This is a genomic window from Bradyrhizobium sp. SMVTL-02, from assembly GCF_051853005.1.
Lineage (GTDB): Bacteria > Pseudomonadota > Alphaproteobacteria > Rhizobiales > Xanthobacteraceae > Bradyrhizobium.
On record NZ_CP182469.1, the window covers coordinates 3,264,933 to 3,289,987 of the forward strand.

General features: G+C 61.3%; 23 protein-coding genes and 4 pseudogenes. 21 read left to right on the forward strand and 6 right to left on the reverse strand.

Annotation, left to right across the window (positions count from 1 at the left end):
* Window positions 1-193: 193 nt before the first annotated feature.
* The 5 genes and pseudogenes from ACNJYB_RS15100 to ACNJYB_RS15120 all read left to right on the forward strand — a co-directional run.
* Window positions 194-316 (forward strand): annotated as a pseudogene (locus ACNJYB_RS15100) (IS630 family transposase); the annotation flags it as partial.
* A 51-nt stretch (window positions 317-367) separates the two neighbouring features.
* Window positions 368-709: pseudogene (locus ACNJYB_RS15105) on the forward strand (transposase); the annotation flags it as partial.
* Window positions 710-1,013: 304 nt separating this feature from the next.
* Window positions 1,014-2,297 carry an NAD(P)-binding domain-containing protein gene (locus tag ACNJYB_RS15110; protein ID WP_439374666.1) on the forward strand — a complete coding sequence of 428 codons (1,284 nt, stop codon included), beginning with the start codon at window positions 1,014-1,016 and terminating at the stop codon, window positions 2,295-2,297.
* Complete coding sequence (locus ACNJYB_RS15115) at window positions 2,227-3,567, forward strand: carboxylate--amine ligase (RefSeq protein WP_439374667.1); 1,341 nt, start codon at window positions 2,227-2,229, stop codon at window positions 3,565-3,567. Before ACNJYB_RS15110 ends, ACNJYB_RS15115 begins: the two co-directional genes overlap by 71 nt.
* A gap of 482 nt (window positions 3,568-4,049) precedes the next feature.
* Window positions 4,050-4,539, forward strand: a pseudogene (locus ACNJYB_RS15120) (HlyD family efflux transporter periplasmic adaptor subunit); the annotation flags it as partial.
* Between the two features lie 192 nt (window positions 4,540-4,731).
* On the opposite strand, the gene ACNJYB_RS15125 reads toward ACNJYB_RS15120, so the two are convergent.
* The gene (locus tag ACNJYB_RS15125; protein WP_439374668.1) at window positions 4,732-5,454 is read right to left on the reverse strand and encodes a LuxR C-terminal-related transcriptional regulator; all 723 of its coding nucleotides are present in this window, start codon (window positions 5,452-5,454) and stop codon (window positions 4,732-4,734) included.
* A 786-nt stretch (window positions 5,455-6,240) separates the two neighbouring features.
* Between ACNJYB_RS15125 and ACNJYB_RS15130 the strand changes: the two genes are divergently transcribed.
* Window positions 6,241-6,888 carry a LuxR C-terminal-related transcriptional regulator gene (locus ACNJYB_RS15130; protein ID WP_439374669.1) on the forward strand — a complete coding sequence of 216 codons (648 nt, stop codon included), beginning with the start codon at window positions 6,241-6,243 and terminating at the stop codon, window positions 6,886-6,888.
* A 515-nt stretch (window positions 6,889-7,403) separates the two neighbouring features.
* Window positions 7,404-7,658, forward strand: a complete 255-nt coding sequence (locus tag ACNJYB_RS15135; RefSeq protein WP_439374670.1) for a hypothetical protein — start codon at window positions 7,404-7,406, stop codon at window positions 7,656-7,658.
* 73 nt (window positions 7,659-7,731) lie between these two features.
* Here the strand turns inward: ACNJYB_RS15135 and ACNJYB_RS15140 are convergent.
* The 5 genes and pseudogenes from ACNJYB_RS15140 to ACNJYB_RS15160 all read right to left on the reverse strand — a co-directional run.
* Window positions 7,732-7,955: pseudogene (locus ACNJYB_RS15140) on the reverse strand (SDR family NAD(P)-dependent oxidoreductase); the annotation flags it as partial.
* On the reverse strand, window positions 7,948-9,333 hold the full coding sequence (locus ACNJYB_RS15145; RefSeq protein ID WP_439374671.1) for a class I adenylate-forming enzyme family protein: 1,386 nt from the start codon (window positions 9,331-9,333) through the stop codon (window positions 7,948-7,950). The pseudogene ACNJYB_RS15140 and the gene ACNJYB_RS15145, both read right to left, overlap by 8 nt.
* A complete protein-coding gene (locus tag ACNJYB_RS15150) occupies window positions 9,320-9,565 on the reverse strand; it encodes an acyl carrier protein (protein ID WP_439374672.1) in 246 nt (81 codons plus the stop codon). The genes ACNJYB_RS15145 and ACNJYB_RS15150 overlap by 14 nt, the downstream gene beginning before the upstream one ends.
* A gap of 35 nt (window positions 9,566-9,600) precedes the next feature.
* Window positions 9,601-11,511 (reverse strand): long-chain-acyl-CoA synthetase, encoded by a 1,911-nt coding sequence (locus ACNJYB_RS15155; protein ID WP_439374673.1) that lies wholly within the window; start codon window positions 11,509-11,511, stop codon window positions 9,601-9,603.
* Window positions 11,508-11,777, reverse strand: a complete 270-nt coding sequence (locus ACNJYB_RS15160) for a phosphopantetheine-binding protein (protein ID WP_026311989.1) — start codon at window positions 11,775-11,777, stop codon at window positions 11,508-11,510. The genes ACNJYB_RS15155 and ACNJYB_RS15160 overlap by 4 nt, the downstream gene beginning before the upstream one ends.
* Window positions 11,778-12,030: 253 nt before the next feature.
* On the opposite strand from ACNJYB_RS15160, the gene ACNJYB_RS15165 reads away from it, so the two are divergent.
* From ACNJYB_RS15165 to ACNJYB_RS15230, 14 genes are all read left to right on the forward strand, one after another.
* Complete coding sequence (locus ACNJYB_RS15165) at window positions 12,031-13,257, forward strand: acyl-CoA dehydrogenase family protein (RefSeq protein ID WP_439374674.1); 1,227 nt, start codon at window positions 12,031-12,033, stop codon at window positions 13,255-13,257.
* Between the two features lie 25 nt (window positions 13,258-13,282).
* Window positions 13,283-14,287, forward strand: a complete 1,005-nt coding sequence (locus ACNJYB_RS15170) for an amino acid--[acyl-carrier-protein] ligase (RefSeq protein WP_439374675.1) — start codon at window positions 13,283-13,285, stop codon at window positions 14,285-14,287.
* Window positions 14,288-14,319: 32 nt separating this feature from the next.
* Window positions 14,320-15,621, forward strand: a complete 1,302-nt coding sequence (locus ACNJYB_RS15175; protein WP_439375563.1) for an O-acetylhomoserine aminocarboxypropyltransferase/cysteine synthase family protein — start codon at window positions 14,320-14,322, stop codon at window positions 15,619-15,621.
* Window positions 15,618-16,757 carry a homoserine O-succinyltransferase MetA gene (gene metA, locus ACNJYB_RS15180; protein WP_439374676.1) on the forward strand — a complete coding sequence of 380 codons (1,140 nt, stop codon included), beginning with the start codon at window positions 15,618-15,620 and terminating at the stop codon, window positions 16,755-16,757. The genes ACNJYB_RS15175 and metA overlap by 4 nt, the downstream gene beginning before the upstream one ends.
* An 8-nt stretch (window positions 16,758-16,765) precedes the next feature.
* Window positions 16,766-17,629: an acyl-CoA acyltransferase gene (locus ACNJYB_RS15185; RefSeq protein ID WP_439374677.1), complete on the forward strand. Its 864-nt coding sequence runs from the start codon at window positions 16,766-16,768 to the stop codon at window positions 17,627-17,629.
* Between the two features lie 463 nt (window positions 17,630-18,092).
* Window positions 18,093-19,427: an ABC transporter substrate-binding protein gene (locus ACNJYB_RS15190; protein ID WP_439374678.1), complete on the forward strand. Its 1,335-nt coding sequence runs from the start codon at window positions 18,093-18,095 to the stop codon at window positions 19,425-19,427.
* A gap of 100 nt (window positions 19,428-19,527) precedes the next feature.
* A complete protein-coding gene (locus tag ACNJYB_RS15195) occupies window positions 19,528-20,487 on the forward strand; it encodes a carbohydrate ABC transporter permease (protein WP_439374679.1) in 960 nt (319 codons plus the stop codon).
* Complete coding sequence (locus ACNJYB_RS15200; RefSeq protein WP_439374680.1) at window positions 20,484-21,437, forward strand: carbohydrate ABC transporter permease; 954 nt, start codon at window positions 20,484-20,486, stop codon at window positions 21,435-21,437. The genes ACNJYB_RS15195 and ACNJYB_RS15200 overlap by 4 nt, the downstream gene beginning before the upstream one ends.
* Complete coding sequence (locus ACNJYB_RS15205) at window positions 21,434-21,646, forward strand: hypothetical protein (RefSeq protein WP_439374681.1); 213 nt, start codon at window positions 21,434-21,436, stop codon at window positions 21,644-21,646. The genes ACNJYB_RS15200 and ACNJYB_RS15205 overlap by 4 nt, the downstream gene beginning before the upstream one ends.
* Before the next feature lie 6 nt (window positions 21,647-21,652).
* Entirely contained in the window at window positions 21,653-22,750 is a 1,098-nt protein-coding gene (locus tag ACNJYB_RS15210) for an ABC transporter ATP-binding protein (protein ID WP_439374682.1), read from the forward strand.
* Window positions 22,743-23,750 (forward strand): ABC transporter ATP-binding protein, encoded by a 1,008-nt coding sequence (locus ACNJYB_RS15215; protein WP_439374683.1) that lies wholly within the window; start codon window positions 22,743-22,745, stop codon window positions 23,748-23,750. Before ACNJYB_RS15210 ends, ACNJYB_RS15215 begins: the two co-directional genes overlap by 8 nt.
* On the forward strand, window positions 23,747-24,361 hold the full coding sequence (gene dhaL, locus ACNJYB_RS15220; RefSeq protein WP_439374684.1) for a dihydroxyacetone kinase subunit DhaL: 615 nt from the start codon (window positions 23,747-23,749) through the stop codon (window positions 24,359-24,361). The genes ACNJYB_RS15215 and dhaL overlap by 4 nt, the downstream gene beginning before the upstream one ends.
* Window positions 24,358-24,744 carry a dihydroxyacetone kinase phosphoryl donor subunit DhaM gene (gene dhaM / locus ACNJYB_RS15225; protein ID WP_027557143.1) on the forward strand — a complete coding sequence of 129 codons (387 nt, stop codon included), beginning with the start codon at window positions 24,358-24,360 and terminating at the stop codon, window positions 24,742-24,744. Before dhaL ends, dhaM begins: the two co-directional genes overlap by 4 nt.
* Window positions 24,737-25,051, forward strand: coding sequence for an HPr family phosphocarrier protein (locus tag ACNJYB_RS15230; RefSeq protein ID WP_439374685.1), 315 nt, complete (start codon window positions 24,737-24,739; stop codon window positions 25,049-25,051). The genes dhaM and ACNJYB_RS15230 overlap by 8 nt, the downstream gene beginning before the upstream one ends.
* Window positions 25,052-25,055: the final 4 nt, after the last annotated feature.

The window sequence follows — 25,055 nt, forward strand, 5'->3', positions numbered from 1 at the left end:
GATAAGCATGCAGGCGCCTGGAAGCCATGGGAGCGAGCTAACTAGTCATCTCGAACGAAAGTTCGTTACATTAGTTGATGGTTCGACTCTCCATGACTTGGGCGGTGGGCATCCCGCGTCACCTCAAGGTGTACCTGGTCGGGGTCAAGCTGATCTGGCGGGTTGCGATGCGAGGGCGCCCCCGCAAGCTCTTCATGTCCCCTTCACGCCGACGACCGCGTCATGGATCAATCAGGTCGAGCTCCGGTTCGCTGAACTCACCAGAAAACAGATCCAATCCTGCTCCATTCGCAAGGCCGAGGTCGGCGCGGCGACTGTCCGGGCGGAAAGCGCTCGGGACGAGCGGCACAAGGGCAAGACGCTTCTGTATCGTGCGACCAAGCTCGACCGCGATGCATGTCCAGTTAAACCGCAGTGCTGTCCAAAAGAACCATCGCGCAAAGATCCCGCGCGACATACATGAGCACGCCCACGATGTTGCCCAACCGTTCGCTGGCACCGATGGCTTCGCGACGTCGCGACGTGAGCGCAAGAAGATCGAGAATGCGATTCGCACACTGGAAGCGCATCCTGAAGCCCGACCCACTTCGACTGCGACTGCGTGGCCCCCAAGGCGCCCAGGACGAGTTGTTGTGCTGCCATCGCTCAAACTCTGAGGCGCCTCGCATCGCTCCTTGCGCGACCACCACCCGCTCTGTGCATTGCGTAGCGCAGGAGTTGCGTTGAGACCGTCACGGTCGGCGGATCAAAGCCGGTCTGACTTACAGAATGGCCGAAAGACATCTGTCGGCTACAGCCGAGAGCCCCCGTGTTAGCACGACATCTTAAATCGGCGGAGCCCCGATGGTGCATAAAACAGTTGCATGGGGTTTCCCGCAATCACCTTGCGGAGTACTCACAATTCGCCGCCACTCAGCTACCGATGAGTCCCAATCAGCCGTTCCTATCACAACCCTTTTGCGTACACTTGGTCAAGGTGATGTCGGCACGAAATTGCCGCAGGAGAGCAACTTATGCGCGAAGTCGATCTTCCGGTGGCGGTCATCGGTGCGGGGCCATTTGGCGTCTCAACCGCGGCTTACTTGCGGTCGCGGAGCGTGGAGTTTCGTATTTTTGGCTCGCCAATGCATCGCTGGCGGACGCAAATGCCAGCAGGCATGTTCCTGAAGTCTGAAGGATTTGCTTCTAACCTCGCGGATCCGATCGGACGTTACACTCTGCAGCATTTCTGTGAAGCCGAAGCGCTGCCCTACGAGGGTGCACGCGTGTCACTCGAAACATTTACCCGATACGCCGTATCGTTTCAGCAGCGGCTCGTTCCCATGGTTGAAGATGTATTAGTCACCATGCTGGATCGACAAACCCACGGGTTTCGGTTGCGACTGTCCACGGGTGAAGAAGTGAGAGCCAAAAAGGTGGTTGTCGCGACTGGCCTGTCGCACGCCGAATATATCCCCGCTGAGCTGGCGAAATTGCCTGCACAATTGCTGTCGCACAGCAGCGAGCACCATCATTTAGACGCATTCAAAGGCCGCGAAGTCGTCGTCATGGGCAGCGGTCAATCCGCACTCGAGACGGCGGCTCTGCTGAACGAGGCGCAAGCGACGGTAACGCTGCTCGTGCGGCGCTCATCAATCGAGTGGCATGATAGCCCAACACGCGGGCAACGATCGATATGGCAACGACTGCGCCGGCCGGAGTCGCCGATGGGAAATGGGCTTAAACTGTGGCTCTGCGCCGCCGCTCCGATGGCGTTCTATCATCTGCCCGAGCAAATACGCGTGGATGTGGTGCGGACGTACGGGCAACGTCGGGGAACGCCTCTAGAGGTGCTTGGCCCGTCGGGTTCGTGGTGGCTCAAAGAACGAGTCGTTGGTCGTATGCCTATACTGCTCGGTCACGGCGTGCGAAAAGTTGAAGCGAAAGACAGCAAAGTGCTCCTGCACGTCGCGGACCCCGATGGAGAGTCCCGCCATCTCACTGCCGATCACGTCATTGCCGCGACCGGCTATCGCTATAATGTTGAATCCCTCCCATTTCTAAGTCGGAGGCTGATATCCGAGTTGCGCTGCGTGCAAGAGGCTCCGTCCTTGTCGCCCAACTTCGAATCCTCAATCCCGGGCCTCTATTTCACCGGCATAGCCAGTGCGTACAATTTCGGACCTGTGATGCGCTTCCTATGCGGCACTGACTACGCGGCCCGGCGCATCTCCAGCGACATTTCCCGTGCGCAAAAACATTCCCGGTCGTCAGTTTCTACCGCCCTTGCCTCCGCACGCAACCGAACCGCTTCCTGAGCAGATGGCGTGGGCGAACGAAGGATCGTCGCCGTTCCCGGTACTCGTCTTAAAGACCGGCCACTATGCCTTGAGCCATGGAGGCCTCGGTATAATTCGGAGCCTCGGGATGCTTGGAGCGCCGGTATTCTCAATTGTTGAGGATCGTCTCGCGCCAACTGCGCTCTGTAGATATTTGACAGGAACATTCGTCTGGGACACCGGCGACTTGCCAAGACCGCAGCTACTCGAAGGACTGGCAAAGATTGGACGACAGCTGAAACTGCCGACCGTCCTCATTCCAACGGATGATGGCGGCGCGATGCTGATCGCCGAAGAGGCTCTCACATTGCAGCGGTGGTTCTTGTTTCCGAAGCTGCGATCAGATCTTCCGCGGAACTTGGTTGACAAATCACATCTGCACACACTGTGCAAGCAGCTCGGGGTACCGTGCCCTCAAGCAATATCGCCCGTCACGATTTCAGAGGTCCACGAGTTTATTGAGACTGCAGCTTTCCCGGTTGTGGTGAAACCATCGAAGCCATGGCTCAATCCAAAGATCAAACCGTCCATCGTTTCCTCCCCTCACGCACTTCTAGATCTCTACCGCCGATCGGAAGCACAGCTTCCTGCCAACCTTCTGATCCAGGAATACATTCGTGATGGCGAGGATTGGCTCTTTAATGGATATTCTGACGCGAACTCGAAGTGCCTAGCCGGCTTTACTGGCAGAAAGCTGCGCTGTTATCCGCCCCGCCTCGGGACTGCAACGTTGTGCAGATCCGTCACCAACCAGGCGCTCCTCGAACAGGCCGAGGCTCTCGTCAAGGCGGTTTCCTATGCGGGTATAATGGACATCGACTATCGTTTCGATAAACGAGACGGTCAATACAAGCTCCTCGACTTCAACCCGCGTATCGGCACTCAGTTTCGATCGTTCGAGGATAGCGAGAGCATTGACGTCGCGAGAGCGCTTTATCGCGATCTCACAGGTCAGTCCGTGCGGAGATCGCCACAGATCGACGGGCGAGTGCTTGTTGTCGAGCCCTATGATTTCCTCAGCAGCATACACGACGTGTTGCGTCGCGAACTCTCGGTTACAGACTGGTGGCGATCATTCAAAGGCGCAAGGGAATTCGCCTGGTTCAGACGGAGTGATCCTCGTCCGTTCATCGTGATTTGGATACGACTCGCCATAGCATGCGGCGGGAAAGCAGTCCGTTTTTTGCATTTTCTGTTTCGGAGGTCGGAAGCCGAGGGCAGAATAACCCGAAGAGCGCCCCTTGGGTGACGCGCGCGCATCTCCTGTTTGACTAGATTGGACCGTTGCCGACACGAGCGAGAGCACAGGTTCCGGATGGCTGCGCGAAACGATTGTTTCTGCCGCCAGCTCCCCTCGGCTCCTGCAATCGCCGCGCCGCCATCGACCAAATGAGCCGAAAGCTTGGTGGACCCCAGCAAATTGGTGAAGGACGCACAACTCGTAGCAGTCAGCCACCCGATCACTCGCCGCTTGGCCTGAATCAGTACAGGCCGAGTGACTGGATGGAAATTGCCAATGACTGGATGGGACGGGCAATAAGTCGGTAACTACGATGTTCGATTGAGCCGCGACGGCGCGGCATTACATTCGGGCAGCCCTCGAAGCGCCCGTCCCAATGGTTCGATGGGGATGATCAATATCATAGAGGATCGATCAGTCGATTAGACAGAAGTTTTGCAGAACGAACCCAATTTTCTGCAATTGACTCAAGGGAGCGGACATCGTGGGATCTGGTTCGGAATACCGCCGTTCACACGTTGGGAGGCGTGGTGACGCCGGCCCAGACCCTGGTCATCGTGGTTCCGACCGAGAGCCAGCTCGAGATCGAGGCCATGCTCTCCAAATCGCGATATTGGATTCGTTCATCTCGGACAAAAGGCGGAGATCAAGATCGATACGTTCAACTTCACGCGATATGGGCTGCTGTCTGAAGATGTGCCCAGCGTGTCGACGGATGCCATCACGCGCGACAGGCAGGGCGGATCGAACGAGCGCGCGTTGGGACCGTGCAAGGCAGCAGCGAGCCAAAAGGCCAGGAGCTGGAATATGCGGCGCGCATTTCACTCGACCGCACACACATGCAGGTGGAGGACAAGCGGGTCAAACTCGGGCCCGGCATGGCGGTGACGGTGGAAATCAACCCCGGCGCACGGCAGCATCATCGGCTACCTTCTTTCGCCGCTGGCGAAATACAAGCAGGAGGCGCTGCGGGAGCGGTAAGGAGCGAGTTAATTCTTGCCAACAGCGGTGGCTCGACGTGCTCACTGGGAGAACGTCGACGCCGTCCGCGTGCTGTTCGCGCAAGGGCGGCAGGGAAGGTGTCCATGCCTGTCGTCGGTCGACGCAAACGTTACGGCTTGCACCCGCAATGGGAGCATTCCGAGGGGTTGGGGTCGTCTCCGGCCCCTTGGATTACTTGTACAAGCGGACCGCCCCGCTGGCGCCTCGATCAATGCCCTTGCGGATCCTCGCCGTGGCGTGATCAGACTGGGGGACCAAGGGAGGCGTCTGATTCAGATGATTTGTCTCGGGGATCATCTTGAGTGGCGCCACGACAGCTGCACCTGCATCGATAGCGGCTGGCGCGTGGTTGTTTGACGCTCGCACCTGCGATCCGTGATTCATTCCCCAGATTGCGGCCTGAGTCCGGTTCTGAACTCGTATCTTTCGTAGGATCGCCTTGACGTGGACCTTCACAGTAGCTTCGGCAATATCGATCTTGCGAGCAATGCCCTTGTTGGAATCGCCTTCAATGAGGCAAGACAGAATTGCCCTTTCGCGCGGCGAAAGCTGCGGGGAGATCGCGTCCTCCGACGTGACGAGGATGGCGTGCTCATTTTCGTTGAGTTGCGCCTTTTCTCGTTCGGGGTTGCCGTCAAGCGCGAACGACAGGAACGCAGGCGGGAAGACGGTCTCGCCCATGGTCACGAGTTCGACCGACTTGATGAAGGCGTCGCACGAATTGACGTTGACGAAGTAGCCATTGGCGCCTGCACGAAATGCGGAGGCAAGCTCAGCCGGCCGATAATTGTCCGACACGATTGCAATGGGCGCGTCGGGATAGCGATCTTTCAAATATCCGATCCGCGCTATCTCGAGGGCAAAATCATCGCCGCTGTTGATGATGAGAAACATCAGTTGTCCAGCTTGAAGCGAGCTTGGCAACTCCTCAGGGCTCGAAGCAGATAAGGCAATGCGAAAATTTGCCTTATGCAATATTCTGGCAATACCTTCTCGGATTAGAACGTTCTTTCCAAGAAGCACCATTCCGTAAATTTGTCGCCTCCTCATTGTCTTATCCTCCAGCCGACGCACTGACACAACAAAAACGAATTCGACGTAATCTCGCGGCGGGCGGACAGCACTTGTTGGTGCTCGTCTTCGCCCCGCTTGCAAACTTTTGAACTAATGAATTGTCGTTACTCCGAACGCCTACCCGGAACCGTCGGTAAAGCTATTACCTCCATGTTGTTGAAGCCTTTAAGAATGTTAAATGCGAATTCGCCGTAGCCCTATATATCCTTCGATATAGGTCTGCAGGGGGCGCCTCAGTCTGACTCGCAACGCTGCTCTTTTTGTGCAGTCTTTGCGCGAACGACACGATCTCGTTTACTCAAGGTAGAAAACGGTCGGCTTCGGGGCGCCATGCCGCCTCCGTGCGAATCCGGTTTGGACCAAATTTTGCAGCGTTCTGGGCCTCGGCAGTGTAGTCTAAAGGCGTTACGGACATCGGAAGCGCAGGTTGGTGCGCACAGCGTCGGAGAGCGAGCAGAGCAGCGCTCGAGGTCAACCCAATTTTGCGCTGCGATATGGACACGGTCGTATTAGACCAAATTTCGAGGGATCTGTGCTGCGTTTAAGGGAAATGGCAGCACGTTCGCGGTGTTGAAGTTTTTGGGGGCGTCGGGCTGAGGAGCGCCAATGCGACGTACTAATGTAGTCATTGCAGACCGGCATCCGGTCGTCCTCCAGGGACTGAGCAACGTGCTCGGTACCGCGGCGGACTTCAACATCATTGCTTCCTGTACCGACACTGCAAGTTGCATCCAGGCGATTTGTAACTTGGCGCCGGACATCGCGATTGTCGACCCCGGGTTGCCCGAGCTCGCCGCGCTGATAGTTCTTTCCGTCAATTCAGAAAATCGTTCGACTCATTTGGTGTTTTTCGCCTCTAGTGAGGATTGCGAATTGCTTTTGGATGCAGCCCCCTTTGCCTGCAGCATCGTCCTGAGGGACACGGAGCCTGAGGCGTTGGTGCAGTCGTTGCGGCACATTGCCAACGGCCGAAGCCCGCTGCCGTTGATGTCGTCCGAGTTGATTGCATTGGAAGAGCAGGGCTCGAATTGGGACAAGATGATGACGGCTCTGACAGACCGCGAGCGTCAGATCATGCGTCTGGTATCTGAAGGACTGTCGAATAAGGAAATCGGAAGACGGTTGAGCATTTCCGTCGGCACCATCAAGGTGCATCTTCACAACATTTTTCAAAAACTTGAAATCAGCAATCGGACGGTGCTTGCGGCGATAGCTATCGGTCAACATGATCGTCCGGCGGACGGAGAGCGCTAAGAGGATCGTCGCGGTCCGCCAAATCCCCATCACCCCTTCGATCGCAATGAGCAGCCGCCCTCGACCGGATGCGCCGGCCTGGCCCGACGGAATCTCGGGAGGGCGGCCCCAAGCCCGCTTTCGTGGCCGAAGGCCAAGTCTCCGTCGCGAGCGCGATAAGCCTCCGACAGCGGCGGCCGCTGCCCCCATGACGAGCTGAATGGGGTAATCCGGCAGGACCGTCAGTTCATCCGGAATGGCAGCCAATACAAGGAGAGAGAGGGCTATTCATTCGTCAATCTGCGGCTCTGGCTCGATCGTACTGGTCCGCTGTCAGGTAAAGCGTCGTCGCGGGCTATGCGAAAGGCTCCAGATAGCATCGCAGAGATATGCCGATTGGAATTCGGCAACTGCGGAGCGGCGGCCCTGGCCTTGCCTTCCTGCCCCCCAGTGGTCAGGGCCGTTCTCCCATCGGGCCTTGCCGGTAGGACGATAATTCCGTGATTCAGATGAAGGCCAGCACGGGGCGCAGCTAGATGTCCCTCGAGTTTCACCGTGCCGTCGCGGATATGGAGATCTGGAGCGCGACCGGCGACGGCTTTTCGTTTGTCATCACGTATGAGAGCCCGGCTGGCGTCGGTTTTCATGGGTGTGCAGGTTATGTGGCGTCATGGCGGCCGCTCTATGGGGGAAACGGCGCGATCAAGATCGGCGGTTCGGCGTTTCCAACTCTTGCGGAGGCCGAGAAGGCCTGCAACACGATGCTTGGACATCTGACGGGGTCTCCCTGAGTTGAATCGTGCAATCTCCACCAGCGAGGGGATGGCTCCAAGGCTGCGAGGAAGGCTGCCAACTTGACGCGGCGATCGCGCCGAATTCGTCGCGCACCGATCTTGCCAGGGCCCGGATCGCATCGATCAGCGCGAGGTCGCAGGAGCGGAAGTGCAGGCGTCGTTCCGCTTCCGGGACGGCAGCTCGCCCTCGCGGCGCGCCAGCGCGATCACGTCGTAGTCTCTGGATGCGACGAGCCTGCGCGCAATGGCCAAGCCGATACCGCGGCTGCCGCCGGTGACGACGACGTTACGCATCGGTGCGCGCCAGTTTCCCCGCTGCAGTGACCTCGAGGCGCTCGACGAAACGAATCACCGCGGGAACCTTCCACGCTGCCAGGCCCTCCTTGCATCGGCTGAGTATCTCTGCGCGGATGCTCTCGTGGCGCTTCTCGTCGGTGTCGCCCGTGAGGACGACATCGGCAACCACGATGGCGCCCGTGATCGGGCTCTTGCGCGATCGCGCCCGCGACATTTGAACACAGGCGTGCCGATTGATCACAGCCTCCACCTCTTCCGGATGGACCTTCAACCCCCCGATATTGATAATGCCGCCTCGCCGGCCGACGAAATGGTATCGTTCGCCGCGCAATTCGACGATATCGCCTGTATCGACGAATCCGTCCGCGTCGGCGAGCGGCGGCGCATCGGCTCCGACATAGCCGCGCGCGGTACGCTTGGAGCGAATCCGCAACGAGCCTTCGACCACCTTCATCTCTACGCCGTCCCGATTTCGCCCGATCAGGTGAGCAGGAAATCCCTCGTGCCCGTCGTCGACGCTAAACCCGACTCCGGCTTCGGTTGAGGCATAGGCATGACCGATCGACGCGTGCGGAAATGCCTGGGCCAAGCCGTCGAGCACGGCCTGGTCGGCGATTTCGCCGGACAAGCGGATATAGCGCGGCGAAAAGTTGGCAGCGGTGCCGCTCATCAGGAGCTTGCGCCAGTGCGATGGTGTGCCGGAGATGTGGCTGACGCCGCCCGCGCGCAGCCGCGCCACATGGGCCGCGATGGTTTCCCCGGGCTCGGATAACACCATCGATCCACCGCCGATCACGGCTCGCAGGAAGATTTGCAGGCCGCCGTAGCGGCGGATATCGTAGAACGTTGCCCAGATTGCGTCGCTGTGGCGGGCAGGCCCGTCGGCAATGATCGCGCCGGCGAGCCCGTCGAGTGTGTGTCGGACGATCTTCGGCAGCCCCGAGGTCCCCGACGTCAGCATCAACCATTCGGTGGGATGGTCGATCCTCGGTCCCGCGGCTCTCCGTTGGGGCAGGTCGATGCCAACGACACTGCATCCTCCAGCACAGTATCCGGACAGCGGTTGATCGGTGACGATGGTGTCGATCCCGGCCTGCTCGACGAGAGCCTGCAGGCGCTCCCAATCGAGATCGGGCGGGCATAGAAGCATGCGGCGTGCGACCCCGTCGAGCTCGATCAATGCAAGCGCGCACAACAACTGTCTCGATGTCGCAAGCAGCACCGAGCGCCCTGACAACTCGGAGCATTCGCCAGCGAGGCAGCTGTGCTCGATCAAGTCGGTCAGCGATACGCTCTGCCGGGCATCGGAAATCGTGCGGTTCTTCGGCCCCCGGTCAAGGTAGTGGCGCAGCGCGATGCTGTCAGGCGGGAACATTCTCATAAGCTTTGACAAACTCGCCGAGGGTGGACGGGAAGGCCGCGTCCTCGGCAACAGTGAAGGGATCAATACCGAGCTCGTCTTCCAGCCGCGCAACCAGGATGGCGAAGGCCAGCGAATCGAACCCGGTCTCGTTCAGGGACAGGTCGTCCTGAAGCCGCGGAAGCGTGACTTTCTGTTCTTCGGCGATCTGGTTCATTGCGGAGAAGATCTTCGTTCTGACTGACATGGTACACACCTCACATTTCAGCTTTCGGGCCGATGTTAGAGCCTGATTGCGCCCTCAATGATGCGCGCGTGGACGGCGCGGTCGATCGAACGATAGCGACCGGTCGCCGGATCGCGCACGAACAGAGGATCCTCCACCACCGAAGGATCGAACCCCTCGCGGACCAATCGCTGTTTCTTCTTCCTGAAAGTGTCGGTCGTATCCAGCGCCGGGCATAACCTGACGAAAGCCGGGATTGCGTAAGGCGGCAGGCGACAGGAAAGGTGTTCGTTGAACATTCCGAAATCGAAAGTTGGGTCCACCACCAGGGCCGCCATGCCGGCGCGGCCGTCGGTCCCGGACACCGCAACCCCATAGGTCGAGGCGTCGAGAACGCCTGGGCAGTCCGCGATTGCGTCGTTCACTTCGCTGGTCGCGACGTTCTCGCCCTTCCAGCGAAAGGTGTCGCCGACGCGGTCGATGAAGTGGAGGTAGCCCTGCGCATCGCGCATCATCAGATCTCCACTGCGGAACCAGGCATCCCCCATTGCGAAGACGTCGCGCAAAATCTTCTTCTTGGTCTCGGCGGGATCCGTGTAGCCTTCGAAAGGGCGGCCGTCGGAATTGGCCTGGCCAATACGTCCGACAGCCTCGCCGGTCTCGCCGGGAGCGCACGCGATGCAGAGCCCGGCCTCGTTACGGACCGGGCTGCCGCTGTCAGCATCGATCTTGACGATTGAGGTTGGAAAGCGGTGCGCCAGAACCGGCGGTACCCGGCCGATCGCGCCCGGCTTTCCGTCAACGTTGAACAGCGAAAAGTTACCTTCGGTTGCGGCATAGAATTCGAGAATCTGCGGGATCGCGAACCGGTCGACGAACATCTCCCAGATGTCGCGGCGCAAGCCGTTCCCGACAGCCAGCCGCAGCCGGTGCCGCGTCTCTTGTTCAGAGACTGGAGCCTTCAGCAAATACCGGCAGAGCTCGCCAATGTATTGGAAGACGGTGCAGTCGAACCGCTCGATGTCGCGCCAGAAGCCGCCAGCGGAAAATTTCTCCGCAATCGCGACGGAGCCGCCCGCGCAGAGCATGCTGCAGGGAGCCGCGACGCCACCCACGGAGTGATGGAGCGGCAGGCAATCGTAGAGACGATCGTCGGTGGATGCGTCCGTCAGTCCGGCAAACCACCCGCCCCAGGCGAGAATGCGGCGATGACTGACGTTCGCTGCCTTCGGCAGGCCGGTGGTGCCCGAGGTGTAGATGAGGAGCGCGCGTTCACCGATGGTGACGTCGCCACGCTCAGCGGAGGACAGCGGTCGTGGCTCGAAGGCGCTGAGCGCCGCATCCAGATCGTCGCGTTGATCTCCGGCGCCAAGGCTCCAGCATTGCGGCACGCGGCGCAGGTGGGGACGGGCGCCCTCGAAGGCATCCATGCAATCGGCAGCCAGGATGAGGTGATCGGCACAAGCGACGTCGATACAGTGGGCGAGCGACTGGCCCACCAGTCTGGTATTGATCAGCGCCACCGTTCCGCCGACGCTGCTGATACCGAGCCAGCAGGCGAGGTAGTCCGGCCGGTTCGGTGCCAACAGGCAGACGGTGCGGCCGGCCTGAAGGCCGAGGTGCCGTGCCCAACGCGCATACCGGTTGATCCGGCTGGTGAGTTCGCCATAGGTGAAGGATTGGCCGTCCGAGAGCAAGGCGGGTCGCCCGGGCTGCCGTTGCGCCCAATCCTCGACGATGTCGGCGAACAGACGATGCGGCTCGGTTTCGAGCCGCGCGGTCAGTGCGATGGCTTGCAACCAGGTCTTGGCCGCGGAGCGCCGCGGAACGTCGCGTCTGGGTGCGCGCTGGATCGCGGCCTCGTTTATGAATTGATCACGCGACTGGGCTGGATCGGTATGCTCGCGCACCTGCTCGATGCGACTTGCTCGGTCATCGAAGCACAATCTTTGTTCAACCGGCTTCATCCCGACCCGGATCCGAGTTGGTTGAGAATCATCCGCTCCATCGCTTTCACCGACTGGAAGTTCTCGGGTGTGATCTCGAGTTGGGGAAGGATGAGATCGAACTCGGCTTCGACCTTGAGCATCAGCTCGACCATCCCCATCGAGCTCAGTCCAATATCGACGAGTCGCGACTCCGGGTGGACCTCAGCGATGATTGCGTTCTGCTGGAGGACACTCCTGACGACCGATAGGACGCGGTTCTGAACATTGACGGCAAAGTCGTGCATCTCAGCCGGTCTCCTGCCGTGGCCAGGCGTGATCATATGGAAGGCGACGATACCTAATTGTACCTTTTGTATCTTCGGCCAACAGCTCTGCTTCGGAGGTACCTCGCCCGGGAGCGGAAGCTTCCTCATACCTACTTCTGCGCCAAGGACGTGGCGAAGGAACTGGTTTAGTTGTCGGCTTTTCATCGGAATCCCTCTCGACCCGGCTCGCAACATCCAATCATCACACCCATGAAGCGGGAGGCTCCGGCCCATGACTGTGCAGGAAGTTCAGTTCCGTAACAGCGCCACTGAAATTGGCCGAATTGCCTTCTCTCCCGCGGACTCCTCGTTCCGGCAGCGAACGGCAAATGTGGCGGAGGTCGCTGCGGCGGAGGCAGACTCCGTCGATCGCGAGGCGCGGTTCCCGCGGATGGCTATCGACGCGGCGCGGAAGGAGAGACTTCTGGGAGCTCAGATTCCAATCGAGTTCGGCGGAGAGGGGGCGTCGATCTCCGAAGTCGCGGAAATGTGCTACGCGCTCGGCCGCGCCTGCGCTTCGGTTGGGATGATCTTCGCGATGCATCAGACCAAGGTCGCGTGCCTGGTTCGCCACGGGGCGGGCAGTGGGTGGCACGAAAGTCTCATGCGACGCGTGGCTGCCGAGCAGTTGCTGCTGGCATCGTCGACCACGGAAGGCCAGAACGGCGGGAACATACGCTTCAGCTCGGCCGCAGTGGAGCGCGCAGGCACGGAGATTTCGCTGGTGCGAGACGCGACGGTGATTTCGTACGGCGCGGAAGCGGACGGCATCGTCACCGTCGCCCGCCGCTCCGAATCTTCTGCCGGATCCGATCAAGTGCTGCTGGCCATCACCCGTGATGATTATACGCTGGAGCGCACGCTGGGGTGGGAAACTCTAGGCATGCGCGGGACGTGCAGTGCGGGTTTCAAGCTGAATTTCAAGGGAACTTCCGACCAGATATTCCCCGTGGCATACGAAAAGATCCATGCGCAGACGATGACGCCCGTCGCTCATCTGTGCTGGTCTTCGGTCTGGGCAGGAATCGCGGCGGCGGCGGTGGACCGGGCGCAGCTGTTCGTCCGAAAGGCCGCTCGCGGGGCAGGCGGCAATACGCCGCCTGCTGCGGCGCACTTCACGTCCGCCAGGATGACCCTGACGAAATTGCGCGCGGTCATTGCGGCAAGTCTGCAGTTCTACGAAGCCCGCGGACGAGACGTGCGCGCGCTGTCGTCAGTGGACTTCCAGTCCTCGATCAATCTTCTCAAGGTGGAGGCGTCCGAGCTCGCGGTCGCGACCGTCATGCACGCCATGCGCACCTGCGGCCTGTCCGGTTACCGCAACGACACCGACGTAAGTATCGGCCGCCACCTGCGGGACGTGCTTTCCGCGCCGATCATGATCAACAACGATCGCATCCTCGCCAGCATCGGGCCGGCGACGCTCATGAGCACGATTCCAGACTCTCTGCGCGACTGATCTTCGTCTGAAAGGAAAAGGCCTGATGAAGTTGGCCATTGTTGAAGCACTGGCGGCCCCCACTTCCCCCAAAGCCGATCCGTTGGACCATCTCGCCGATGCGCTATTCCACGAGATGGGCTCCCCCGGCGTCTATGGTCGCACCGCACTCTACGAAGACGTCGTGGAGCGGATTGCCGCGGTGATCTCGCGGAATCGCGACCCGAACACCGAGGTGATGCGTTTTCCGCCCGTCATGAATCGGGCCCAGCTCGAGAGGTCGGGTTACCTGAAGAGCTTTCCCAATCTCCTCGGCTGCGTCTGTGGGTTGCACGGCCTGGAAAGTGAGATTGATGCGGCGGTCAGCCGCTTCGATGCCGGCGGCGACTGGACCACGTCGCTGTCGCCCGCCGATCTCGTGCTGGCGCCGGCCGCCTGCTATCCGGTGTATCCGATCGCCGCGAGCCGAGGGCCCGTGCCGGCCAGCGGCTGGACCTTCGACGTGGCCGCCGACTGTTTCCGCCGCGAACCTTCGCGCCATCTCGACCGGCTGCAGTCCTTCCGAATGCGGGAATTCGTCTGCATCGGTAGTGCGGATCACGTCTCGGCGTTCCGGGAGCGTTGGATCATACGTGCGCAGACGATTGCCCGGGACCTCGGGCTAACCTTCAGGATCGATCATGCCAACGACCCGTTCTTCGGCCGGGTCGGCCAGATGATGGCGGTGAGCCAGAAGCAACAGTCGCTGAAGTTCGAACTGCTGGTGCCGCTGCGCTCCGAGGAGCAACCGACTGCCTGCATGAGCTTCAACTACCATCGGGATCATTTCGGCACGACCTGGGGCATCGTCGATTCAGCCTCAATACCGGCCCACACGGCCTGCGTGGCGTTCGGAATGGATCGTCTGGCGGTCGCCATGTTCCATACCCACGGCATAGACATCGACCTGTGGCCGACCGCAGTGCGCGAGCTGCTGGGCTTCGCGCAGACCGACGGCCGAGCACCTTCAGCAAGCGAGGAGGTCCGATGCACCAGGGAAGTCGGGAGCTAGCCCGGGGCAGGAGGGCCGATGGACAAGCTACCATGAGAAGAGAAACTGTCGCCGTCCATGGCGGCTTCGAAGACGATCCGGCAACGAAGGCCGTTGCCGTGCCGATCTACCAGACGGCCTCCTACGCATTCGACAGCGCCGACCATGGCGCGGCGCTCTTCAACCTCGAAGTCGACGGCTTCCGTTATACCCGGATCGGCAATCCAACCAACGCCGTGCTGGAAAAGCGCGTCGCTGCACTTGAAGGAGGCATCGAGGCACTCAGCGTCGCCTGTGGGCAGGCTGCGGTGAACTATGCGGTCGTCAACATCGCCGAGATGGGCTCCAATATCGTTTCGGTTCCGCAGCTCTATGGCACCACGCATACACTGTTCGCGCACATCCTGCCGAGGCAAGGTATTGAGGTCCGCTTTTCGGAAGACGACCGGCCGGAAAGCGTCGAAAGGCTGATCGACGACGACACACGCGCGGTTTTCTGTGAGAGCGTGGGAAATCCGGCCGGAAACGTCTGCGACATCCAGGCGATGGCGGAAGTTGCGCACCGGTACGGCGTCCCCCTGATCGTCGACAATACCGTGCCGACACCGATCCTGCTCAGACCGATCGAATTCGGCGCTGACATCGTTGTGGAGTCGCTGACGAAATTCATGGGCGGGCATGGCACGACGCTCGGTGGAATCATCATCGACAGCGGCAGGTTCCCGTGGACCGAGCATCGCCGGCGCTTCCCGATGATGAACGAGCCGGAGAAATCGTATCACGGCCTGGTCTTTACCGAGCGCTATGGCGCCGCCGCTTACATCGCGCGTTGCCGCGCCGTTTCCCAGAGAACCACAGGCGCCGTGCTGGCCCCGATGAATGCTTTCCTGCTGCTCCAGGGCATCGAGACCGTTGCGCTCCGGATCGAGCGACACGTCGAGAATGGTGCCAAGGTCGCGCGGTTCTTGCGCGATGACGGCCGTGTCGGGTGGGTGAATTATGCGGGTTTTCCCGACAGCCCCTATTTTTCGCTGACGCAGAAGTATCTGGACGGTCGAGCGTGTTCGCTGCTGACTTTTGGTGTCGCCGGAGGCTTCGAGGCAGGCAAGCGATTCTACGACAGGCTGAAGCTCTGCAAGCGGCTGGTCAACATAGGCGATGCGAAAACGCTCGCCTGCCACCCCGCATCGACAACGCACCGGCAAATGTCCGACGATGAACAGGAGAAGGCCGGCGTGCGGCCCGAGATGATCAGGCTGAGCGTCGGGATTGAGCACATCGACGACATCCTCGCGGATCTCGATCAGGCGCTCTGCGCCGCGAACTTTTCGTCAAGCGTGAAGGCATTCGGATGACTGTCCTAATCGATATAGAGTCGCACGATCACCACCTCTTCTCCAGAGCGCCGAGCGGCGCGTGTGCGGCGGCGTCCTCGGCAGGCCGGGAGTGTCTCGACATCGGGCTCATCAACAACATGTCGGATGCCGCCTTGATGTCGACCGAGCGCCAGCTGTTCGACCTGCTTGATGCGGCTGCCGGACGACTTTGCGTCAGGCTGCACTTTTATACGATGGAGGCGACGCCCCGTTCGGAATGGGGGCGCGATTACGTGCGTCGATACTACCGTGGCACCGGCGATCTGCTGAACAGGAGCCTGGATGGAGTGATCGTGACGGGCGCCGAACCCAGGGCCGCCAGCCTCACGGAAGAGCCATACTGGACCACCTTCACCGAGATCGCCGACTGGGCGACCGAGAACACCGTATCGTCGGTGTATTCTTGCCTGGCTGTCCATGGGGCCGTCCTGCATCTGGACGGCGTTGCCCGCCACAAGCTGCCTGCCAAATGCTTCGGCGTCTTCGCTCAAACCAAGACGAGACATCATCCCTTGATGCAAGATGTGCCGAGGACCTTCCGCATACCGCACGCCCGCTGGAACGAGGTGCGGGAGGAGGATCTCTCGGACTGCGGATACTCGGTTCTCACCTGGTCGGCGGAGGCTGGCGCCGACTGCTTCGTCAAGCAGCAGAAGAACAGTTTTTTTGTCCATTTCCAGGGTCACCCGGAATACGAAACCCAGAGCCTGCTGGGTGAATTTCGAAGGGATATGGGGCGTTACCTTCGGGGAGAGAATGACGTCTGTCCGACGATGCCGAGGGGCTATCTGAACGAGGGTGCGGAAGAGATCCTGATCGCGTTCCGGCAGAAGGCCCTTTCCGACAGAAGCCCAGAGCTTTTTGCCCATTTTCCGGCCGATCAGCTGGCGAAGGACCTGAGCAACGTCTGGCGTCTTCCGGCCCATCGGATATACCGCAACTGGCTGCGCTACATTGTCTCGCAACGACGCTCACGCTCGGTGCGAGAAGCAACGCTCGCTGCAGCCGGAATTCCGGCACGTCGCCGCGGACGCAAGTTGGTTGCCGTTCGATCCGCTCGCCTGGCGCGCTCGCCAAACCCGGGGACCATGAGGCGGCTCGGATACAACGAGTGAGAGTCTGGATGATGATCCGGTGCCGTGAGATAGGAGCAGCCGATCTCGACGCCGTCGCCGATCTTCTGACAAAGGGCTTTCCGACACGCTCGCGCGACTACTGGATCAACGGGCTCAGGCGCTTGTCTGCGCGCGATACGCCCGGCAGCTTTCCGCGCTTCGGCTATATGCTCGAGCACGACCGGGGACCCGTCGGTGCTCTGCTGTTGATCCACACCGCAAGGAACGATGGCGGTCAAGTCTCCATCCGCTGCAATCTCTCCAGCTGGTACGTGGAACCTGCCTTTCGCAGCTACGCGCCGATGCTGACCAAGATCGCGCAGCGCCATGAGCACGTCACCTACGTCAATATCAGCCCGGCGCAATGGACCTGGAAAACCATCGAAGCGCAGGGCTTCCGCCGCTATTGCGGCGGCTTGTTCTTCTCCCTTCCGGCGCTGTCGCGTCCGGTGACGGGCATGCGCGTCGAAATCATCCGGCAGGACACGCAGGCGGTCGACGGTTTGCCCGAAGCCGACGTCGCGCTGCTCGCGCGGCACGCGGCCTATCGCTGCCTTAGCCTGGTATGTCGCGCGCCCGACGACCGCTGCGTTCCCTTCGTCTTGCAGTCCATGCGTCTCAAACAGCGGATCGCGCCTCCGGTGATGCAGCTCATCTACTGCCGCGACGTGGCCGACTATGTCGCCTGCGCCGGCACCATCGGCCGCTTTCTGCTCAAGAGGGGAAAGGTGGCGGTCGCTCTCGACGCCAACGGCCCCATGAATGATCTGGTCGGCATCTACAGCGAACGCGCTCGCAGATACTTCAAGGGTCCCCATTGCCCCCGGCTTGCCGATCTGTCCGACTCCGAGCTGGTGATCTACGGGCCGTGACTTCGTCGTTCCAGGACTGTTCCAACCGTTCGAGCGGTTTGGTGGTTTGGAAGTCGATACCCGGATCTTGCAGTCGTGCGCCGTCGCGGGTGAGCCAAACAACCCTGGAGCCTTGCTGACGTCGCGGTCGGCTGCGAAACCGGTCGCAGGAAAAGTCAGCAAGAGGTGCGGCATGTGCGCGAGGCCTCGTGGGATCCCCGGGCCGACACAAGGTTCAAGCGATAGATCCGGCGCGGTGTCGAAGAAACCGGCCAACTCCGCTTGCAATGTTTAGTAATTGGTGGTTCACTAAACAAATCGAGCCTGCCGGGCCTATAGAATCCGGGCGGCGCGAGGAAACGTCAGTTTAGTTGTTCAGCTCGTCATGGACTGTGTCGCTCTGCTCGAAGCATTCGAGCGGGTAGCAAAGCCGCGCGATGTCGATGGCCGGCCCACTTGGAGGGAACGTGCAATGAAACGAACGATGAAGACGCTTGTAGTGGCATGCGGGGCTGTTGCCGCCGCGTTCGGCGTCGGAGCGGGCACCACGCCCGCGCAGGCGCAGGGCAAGACCATCACGCTGTGCTGGGCCGCATGGGATCCCGCCAACGCGCTGGTCGAATTGTCGAAGGACTTCACCGCCAAATCGGGTATCGGCATGAAGTTCGAATTCGTGCCGTGGACCAATTACGCCGATCGATTTCTGAACGAACTCAATTCGCGCGGCTCGCTGTGCGACCTCATCATCGGCGATTCACAATGGATCGGCGGCGCCGCTGAGAACGGCCAGTACGTCAAGCTCAATGATTTCTTCAAGAAGGAAGGAATCAGCATGGACGACTACATGCCGGCGACGGTGGTCGGCTATTCCGAGTGGCCGAAGAACACGCCGAACTACTGGGCGCTGCCGGCCATGGGCGATGCGGTGGGCTGGACCTATCGGAAGGACTGGTTCGCGCGGCCAGACGTGCAGAAGGACTTCAAGGCCAAGTACGGCCGCGAGATCGGCGTGCCGAAGACGCTCGATGAGCTCAAGGACATCGCGCAATTCTTCCAGGGCCGCGAGATCGACGGCAAGAAGGTCTACGGCGCCTCGATCTATACCGAGCGCGGCTCGGAAGGCATCACCATGGGCGTCTCGAACTACCTCTACGACTACGGCTTCAAATACGACGATCCGAAGAAGCCCTATGCGATGGACGGGTTCGTGAACTCCGCCGGCGCTGTGAAGGGGCTGGAGGCCTACAAGGAGCTCTACAAGTGCTGCACGCCGCCCGGCGCCTCCAACTCCTACATGTCGGAAGGGCTTGATGCCTTCAAGTCCGGCCAGGTCGCGCTGCAGATGAATTTCTTCGCGTTTTTCCCCGGCCTCTACAAGGACCCGAATGTCGGCGGCGACAAGATCGGTTTCTTCGTCAATCCGGCGGGTCCCGCAGCGCAAGCGACGCAACTCGGCGGACAGGGCATCTCGGTGGTCTCCTACTCCAAGAACCAGGCCGAGGCGCTGCAATACATCAAATGGTTCTCCGGCGGCGACGTCCAGAAGAAGTGGTGGGCGCTGGGCGGCTATTCCTGCGCCAAGTCCGTGCTGAACGACCCGAGCTTCCCTGATAGCGCGCCCTTCGCCAAGGAGTTCCTGCAATCGATGGGCATGGTCGTCGATTTCTGGGCCGAACCGTCCTACGCCCAGCTGCTGCAAGCCGAGCAGAAGCGCGTGCATGACTATGTGGTGGCCGACAAGGGCACCGCTCAGGAAGCGCTCGATGGTCTGGTGAAGGACTGGAAGGCGATCTTCAAGGAAGAAGGCAAGAAGTTCTGACGCGAGCCGCCCGGAGCGCGTGCTCTCGCGCTCCGGGGGCTTTCGAGACGACCGGAATTCGTCGCAGTGTCGACGCCGGCTGCCAGGATCGGTTCACGCAATGAACGAATTGAGTGCCTCTTCGCGGATCACCTATCGGGCCGTCATGGTCCGGCCAGGCGTGGTGCGCCGTATCCGGGGCCTGTCGGACAGGACGCTCGCCTGGCTGTTCATCACGCCGACGATCGTGCTGCTGCTGGCGATCAATATCTTCCCGCTGCTCTGGACGATCTACCTGTCTTTCACGAACTACCGTGCCAACCGGGCCAACGTGCCGACGATCTGGCTCGGGACCGACTGGTACCAGTCGATCCTGACCGATCCCGACATCTGGGCCGCGATGCAGGTGACGGCGCATTTCGTGATCTGGACGGTGGTGATCGAGACCGTCCTCGGATTTGGCCTCGCCTACCTCATCGACAAGAAGTTCCGCGGCCACGGCGTGTGGACCACGATCATCCTGCTGCCGATGATGCTCTCGCCCGCTGTCGTCGGCAACTTCTGGACGTTCCTGTACCAGCCGCAGATCGGACTGTTCAATTACGTGGTCGCATTCTTCACCGGCCGCACCGCCTCCTCCTTCCAGATGCTGGGCGACGTCACGCTGAGTCCCTGGGCCATCGTCATCGTCGATGCCTGGATGTGGACTCCTTACGTGATGCTGATCTGCCTCGCCGGCCTGCGATCGATCCCCGATTACATCTACGAGGCGGCGGAAGTCGATCGCGCGTCGAAATGGCGGCAGTTCTGGTCGATCACGCTGCCGATGGCGCTGCCGTTCATCATGCTGGCCGTGCTGTTCCGCGGCATCGAGAATTTCAAGATGTTCGACATGGTCAATCTGCTCACCGGCGGCGGGCCGGGATCGACCACGGAAGTGGCCTCGATCACGCTCAAGCGGGCGGCGTTCGAGAGCTGGCGCACCGGCTATTCCTCGGCCTTCGCGATCATCCTTTTCGTGACGGTCTTCGGACTCGCCAACATCTATGTGAAAGCGCTGAACAAGGTGAAAAGCCGATGACATCAGCTACCGCAGCCCATTCGGTCGTCGAGCCGTCGGCAACGACGCGGCGCTTTGCCGGCTCCCTCGTCGTGCTCTACGCCATCATCACCATGATCCCGCTGGTCTGGATCATGCTCACCGCGTTCAAGTCGCCTGACGATGCGATCTCCTATCCGCCCAAGGTGGTGTTCAAGCCGTCGCTCGAAGGCTTCTGCAACCTGTTCACGACCCGCTCGCGCCAGACGCCGGAATTCATCCGCTCGCTGGGACCGCCGCAGGGCCTTTGCGATGACATCGCGCGCAGCCGCAACATGGTGGTCGCCGGTCCTTCGAACTATGTGCCGCGCTTCGTCAATTCGTTGATCATTGCGTTCGGTTCGACCGTCCTCGCCGTCGCGCTCGGCACCTTGTCAGCTTACGGCTTCTCGCGGTTCCGCGTGCCCCTAAAGGACGATCTGCTGTTCTTCATCCTGTCGACGAGAATGATGCCGCCGATCGCCGTCGCGATCCCGATCTATCTGATGTACCGCACCATCGGCTTGTCGGACACCCGGCTCGGGATGATCCTGCTCTACACCTCGGTCAATGTCTCGCTCGCGGTCTGGCTGCTCAAGGGTTTCATCGACGAAATCCCGCGTGAGTACGAAGAGGCCGCGATGATCGACGGATACACCCGCTTCCAGGCGTTCGTGAAGGTGGTGCTGCCACAGGCCACCACGGGAATCGCGGCAACCGCGATCTTCTGCCTGATCTTCGCCTGGAACGAATACGCCTTCGCGGTGCTTCTCACCTCGGGTAACGCCCAGACCGCGCCGCCCTTCATTCCGATCATCATCGGTGAGGGTGGACAAGATTGGCCCGCAGTGGCCGCCGGCACGACCCTGTTTCTGGTGCCGATCGTGGTGTTCACGGTCTTGCTTCGCAAGCATCTGCTGCGCGGCATCACTTTTGGAGCTGTCCGCAAATGACGATCCACGCCACCCCGTCCATTGCGCGTCGCGGTATTGCGGAGCGCCTTCTGCGCCGCGGCCCGCTCGAAGCCATCGCGACGACGATCATCGCCGCCGGCGTCGTGATGCTGATGCAGCCATTGTCTCTGACACTGTACTCCTGGTCGTTTGCGACGACCCTGTTCGGCACGGTGATGTTCACCATCGTGTCCAAGCTCCGGGAGTAGGGCGCGATGGCACAGATCAAGGTCGAGGCGCTCGACAAATCCTTCGGCGCGTTTCATGCGGTCAAGTCTGCCAGCTTCACGGTGGAGGACGGCCAGTTCCTTTGCTTGCTCGGACCGTCCGGCTGCGGCAAGACCACGACGCTCCGCATGATCGCCGGCCTGGAGCTGCCGACGGCGGGCACGATCCGGCTCGACGGCGAGGACGTGACGATGAACCGCGCATCGGCGCGCGACATTGCCTTCGTGTTCCAGCTCTTCGCGCTCTATCCGCACATGAATGTCCGGCGCAACATCGGCTTTCCCCTGAAATGCGAGGGCATCGGCGCGGCCGAGCGTGACCGGCGGGTCGTCGAGGCTGCGCGTATCCTGCGGATATCGCACCTTCTCGACCGCTCCGTCTCCGGCCTTGCCGGCGGCGATCGGCAGCGTGTTGCGCTGGGGCGGGCGATCGTGCGCAAGCCAAAGTGTTTTCTGATGGACGAGCCGCTCGGCGCGCTCGATACCGAGATGCGGGACGCCATGATTCATGAATTGCGGGCCCTGCATGACCGGCTTGGCGCGACAACCGTCTATGTCACCCATGACCAGCTCGAGGCCATGGCGATGGCCGACAGGATCGCGGTGATGAACAACGGCGTCGTCGAGCAGGTGGCGAGCCCGCGCGACATCTACGACCGGCCCGCTTCGCTGTTCGTCGCCGACTTCATCGGCTCGCCGCCCATGAATTTGCTGCCGTTCCGTGGCGGTCTGCGGACCGGCGCAGAGGCGATCAGGCTCGGGGAGCGCGAGGTGGCGATTCCCGCCGCGCGCGAGGCAGTGCCGGAAAGCGAGCTCGTGCTCGGGGTACGGCCCGAGCATGTGCGTTTTACCGATCGTGGCATGGTGCGCGGCGAAGTCTATGGCACCGAATATCTGGGCACGACGCAGATCGTGACCGTGGCGACGCGTTACGGCGCGCTCAAGGCCCGCTCACCCAGCAGCAGATCCTTCCGGACCGGCGAGACTGTCGGGCTCGACTTCCGGCCCGACACGCTGTCGATCTTCGACAAGGCATCCGGCCGGGCGATTCGCACCGCGCTGCATGAAGGAGGCGCGCATGGCTGAAGTCGAGATCAAAGCCGTCTCCAAGGCCTTCGGCAGGACCCAAGCCTTGAGCGATCTGTCGCTGACAATCGGCGACGGCGAGTTCGTGGCATTGCTCGGGCCGACCGGTGCCGGCAAGACCACCGCATTGCGCTTGATCGCCGGATTGGAGCAGCCGGATTCTGGCTCGATCCGCATCGCCGGGCGTGACGTGACCGGGGATGCGCCCGCGGACCGCGACGTTGCCTTTGTCTTCCAGCAATATTCGCTGTATCCGCACCTCACCGTGTTCGAGAACATGGCCTTCGCGCTGCGTGCGCCGACCCGCCGCGTGCCCGAAGCCGATATCCGTGCGAAGGTGCAGGAAGTGGCGCGCCTGCTTCATATCGAGACCAAGCTGGACAACAAGGCGACGCAGCTGTCAGGCGGGCAGATGCAGCGCGTCGCGATCGGCCGGGCGCTGGTCCGCTCGCCCTCGATCTATCTGATGGACGAGCCGCTCTCCTCGCTGGATGCCAAGCTTCGGGGCGAACTCCGCCTCGAGCTCAAGCGGATCCAGGTCGATCTCGGCGCGACGATCCTCTATGTCACCCACGATCAGACCGAGGCGATGACCATGGCCTCGCGCATCGGCGTGATCGAGGGCGGGCGGCTGATGCAGATCGGCACGCCGCGGGAGATCTACGAGAACCCGATCAACGCGCATGTCGCGGCGCGGCTGGGCCAGCCGACGATCAATCTGCTGCCGGCGGCGCTGTTCGCGGGGGCGCCCGTCGGCGTCGAGACGATTGGCGCGCGGACCGAGCACCTGACGATTGCTCGCGGCGGCGGCGACATATCGGCAACCGTCAAGCGGGTCGAGCACCTCGGCGACCAGAGTCACCTTCATCTCGATCTCGCGGGCCGGCCGGTTGTGACCCTGGCAGATCCCGAGGCGGGTTTTGGGGCCGGAGACGTCGTGTCGCTCCGTTTGAATGGACCGCTGTTTTTCGATGCGAAGGGCTGGAGGGTCGCGGCATGAGCCTTGATCGGGTAGCAAGGGAAAGATTGGTGCGAGCGCTGGCAGCATCCGTGATCGAGCATGCGGACGAGTTGACGAGCCTCGACCAGGCAATTGGCGATGGGGATCACGGCGTGAACATGAAACGCGGTTTCGAAGCTGTGCTCGCCGCATTGCCGGGCCTTGCCGACAAGTCGCTCCCCGAAATGCTGAAGACCATCGGAATGACATTGGTCATGAAGGTCGGCGGTGCGTCAGGGCCGCTGGTCGGAACTTTCTTCATGGAGCTGGGCAAGGCGTTTCCGGAACAGCCGAGCCGGGCCGATCTGGTCGCTGCGACGGAGAAGGCAATCGAGGCCGTCAAGGCGCGGGGCCGTTCGGAGGCAGGACAGAAGACGCTGCTGGATGTCCTGGTGCCGGTGCACGCGGTTCTCGCGGGAGGCGGTGATGCCAAGGCAATCGCAGCCGAGGCTGTGCAAGCGGCCGATCGCACCACGCCCATGCAGGCCATCCGCGGCCGCGCGTCGTTCCTTGGCGAACGTTCCATCGGTCATATGGACCCGGGCTCGCGCTCGGCGTCCCTTCTGATCGGCGCAGCGGTTGAGACACTGGAACTCGAGGCCAGAACATGAGCAACGTCGGAATTGTCATCGTGTCGCATTCGCCGAAGATCGCGGAAGGCGCGGCCGATATGGTGCGCCAGATGGTCGGAGACGCAGTGCCGCTGGCCTGGACCGGTGGCGATGTCGATGGCGGGCTCGGTACGAACGTTGCGGGAATTCTCGAGGCGATCGAGACGGCCTGGTCACCGGCGGGTGTTGCGATCCTCGTCGATCTCGGCGGTGCCGAGACCAATTCGGAAATGGCGGTCGAGATGCTCCCCGAAGACCGGCGCGCGCGCGTGCTGGTCTGTAATGCCCCGGTGGTCGAGGGGGCCGTGATCGCTGCGACCGAATCTTCGGGCGGCTCATCGCTTGCCGCCGTCAAGCGCAGTGCGGAGGAATTCTATGCATGATGCCAACGCCAGCCGGGCGGCCCAGACGTTTGTGCCGCTGACCGCTTCGGCGGTCCTCGTCAATCCGGTCGGCCTGCACGCGCGGCCGTCGGTGAAGCTCACGCAATGCGCGAAAGGCTTTGTCGCCAAGATCGAAATCGCGCTTGCAGCCGAGGGGCCCTGGACCGACGCCAAGAGTCCGGTGAAGGTGATGCGTGTGAAAGCGCCGCAAGGCGCAACGCTGCATTTCCGCATTGCCGGCCCTGATGGCGAGGCGGCGCTCGCGGCCATGCTGGCGCTGGTACATGACGGTTTCGGCGAGGCGTAGAATC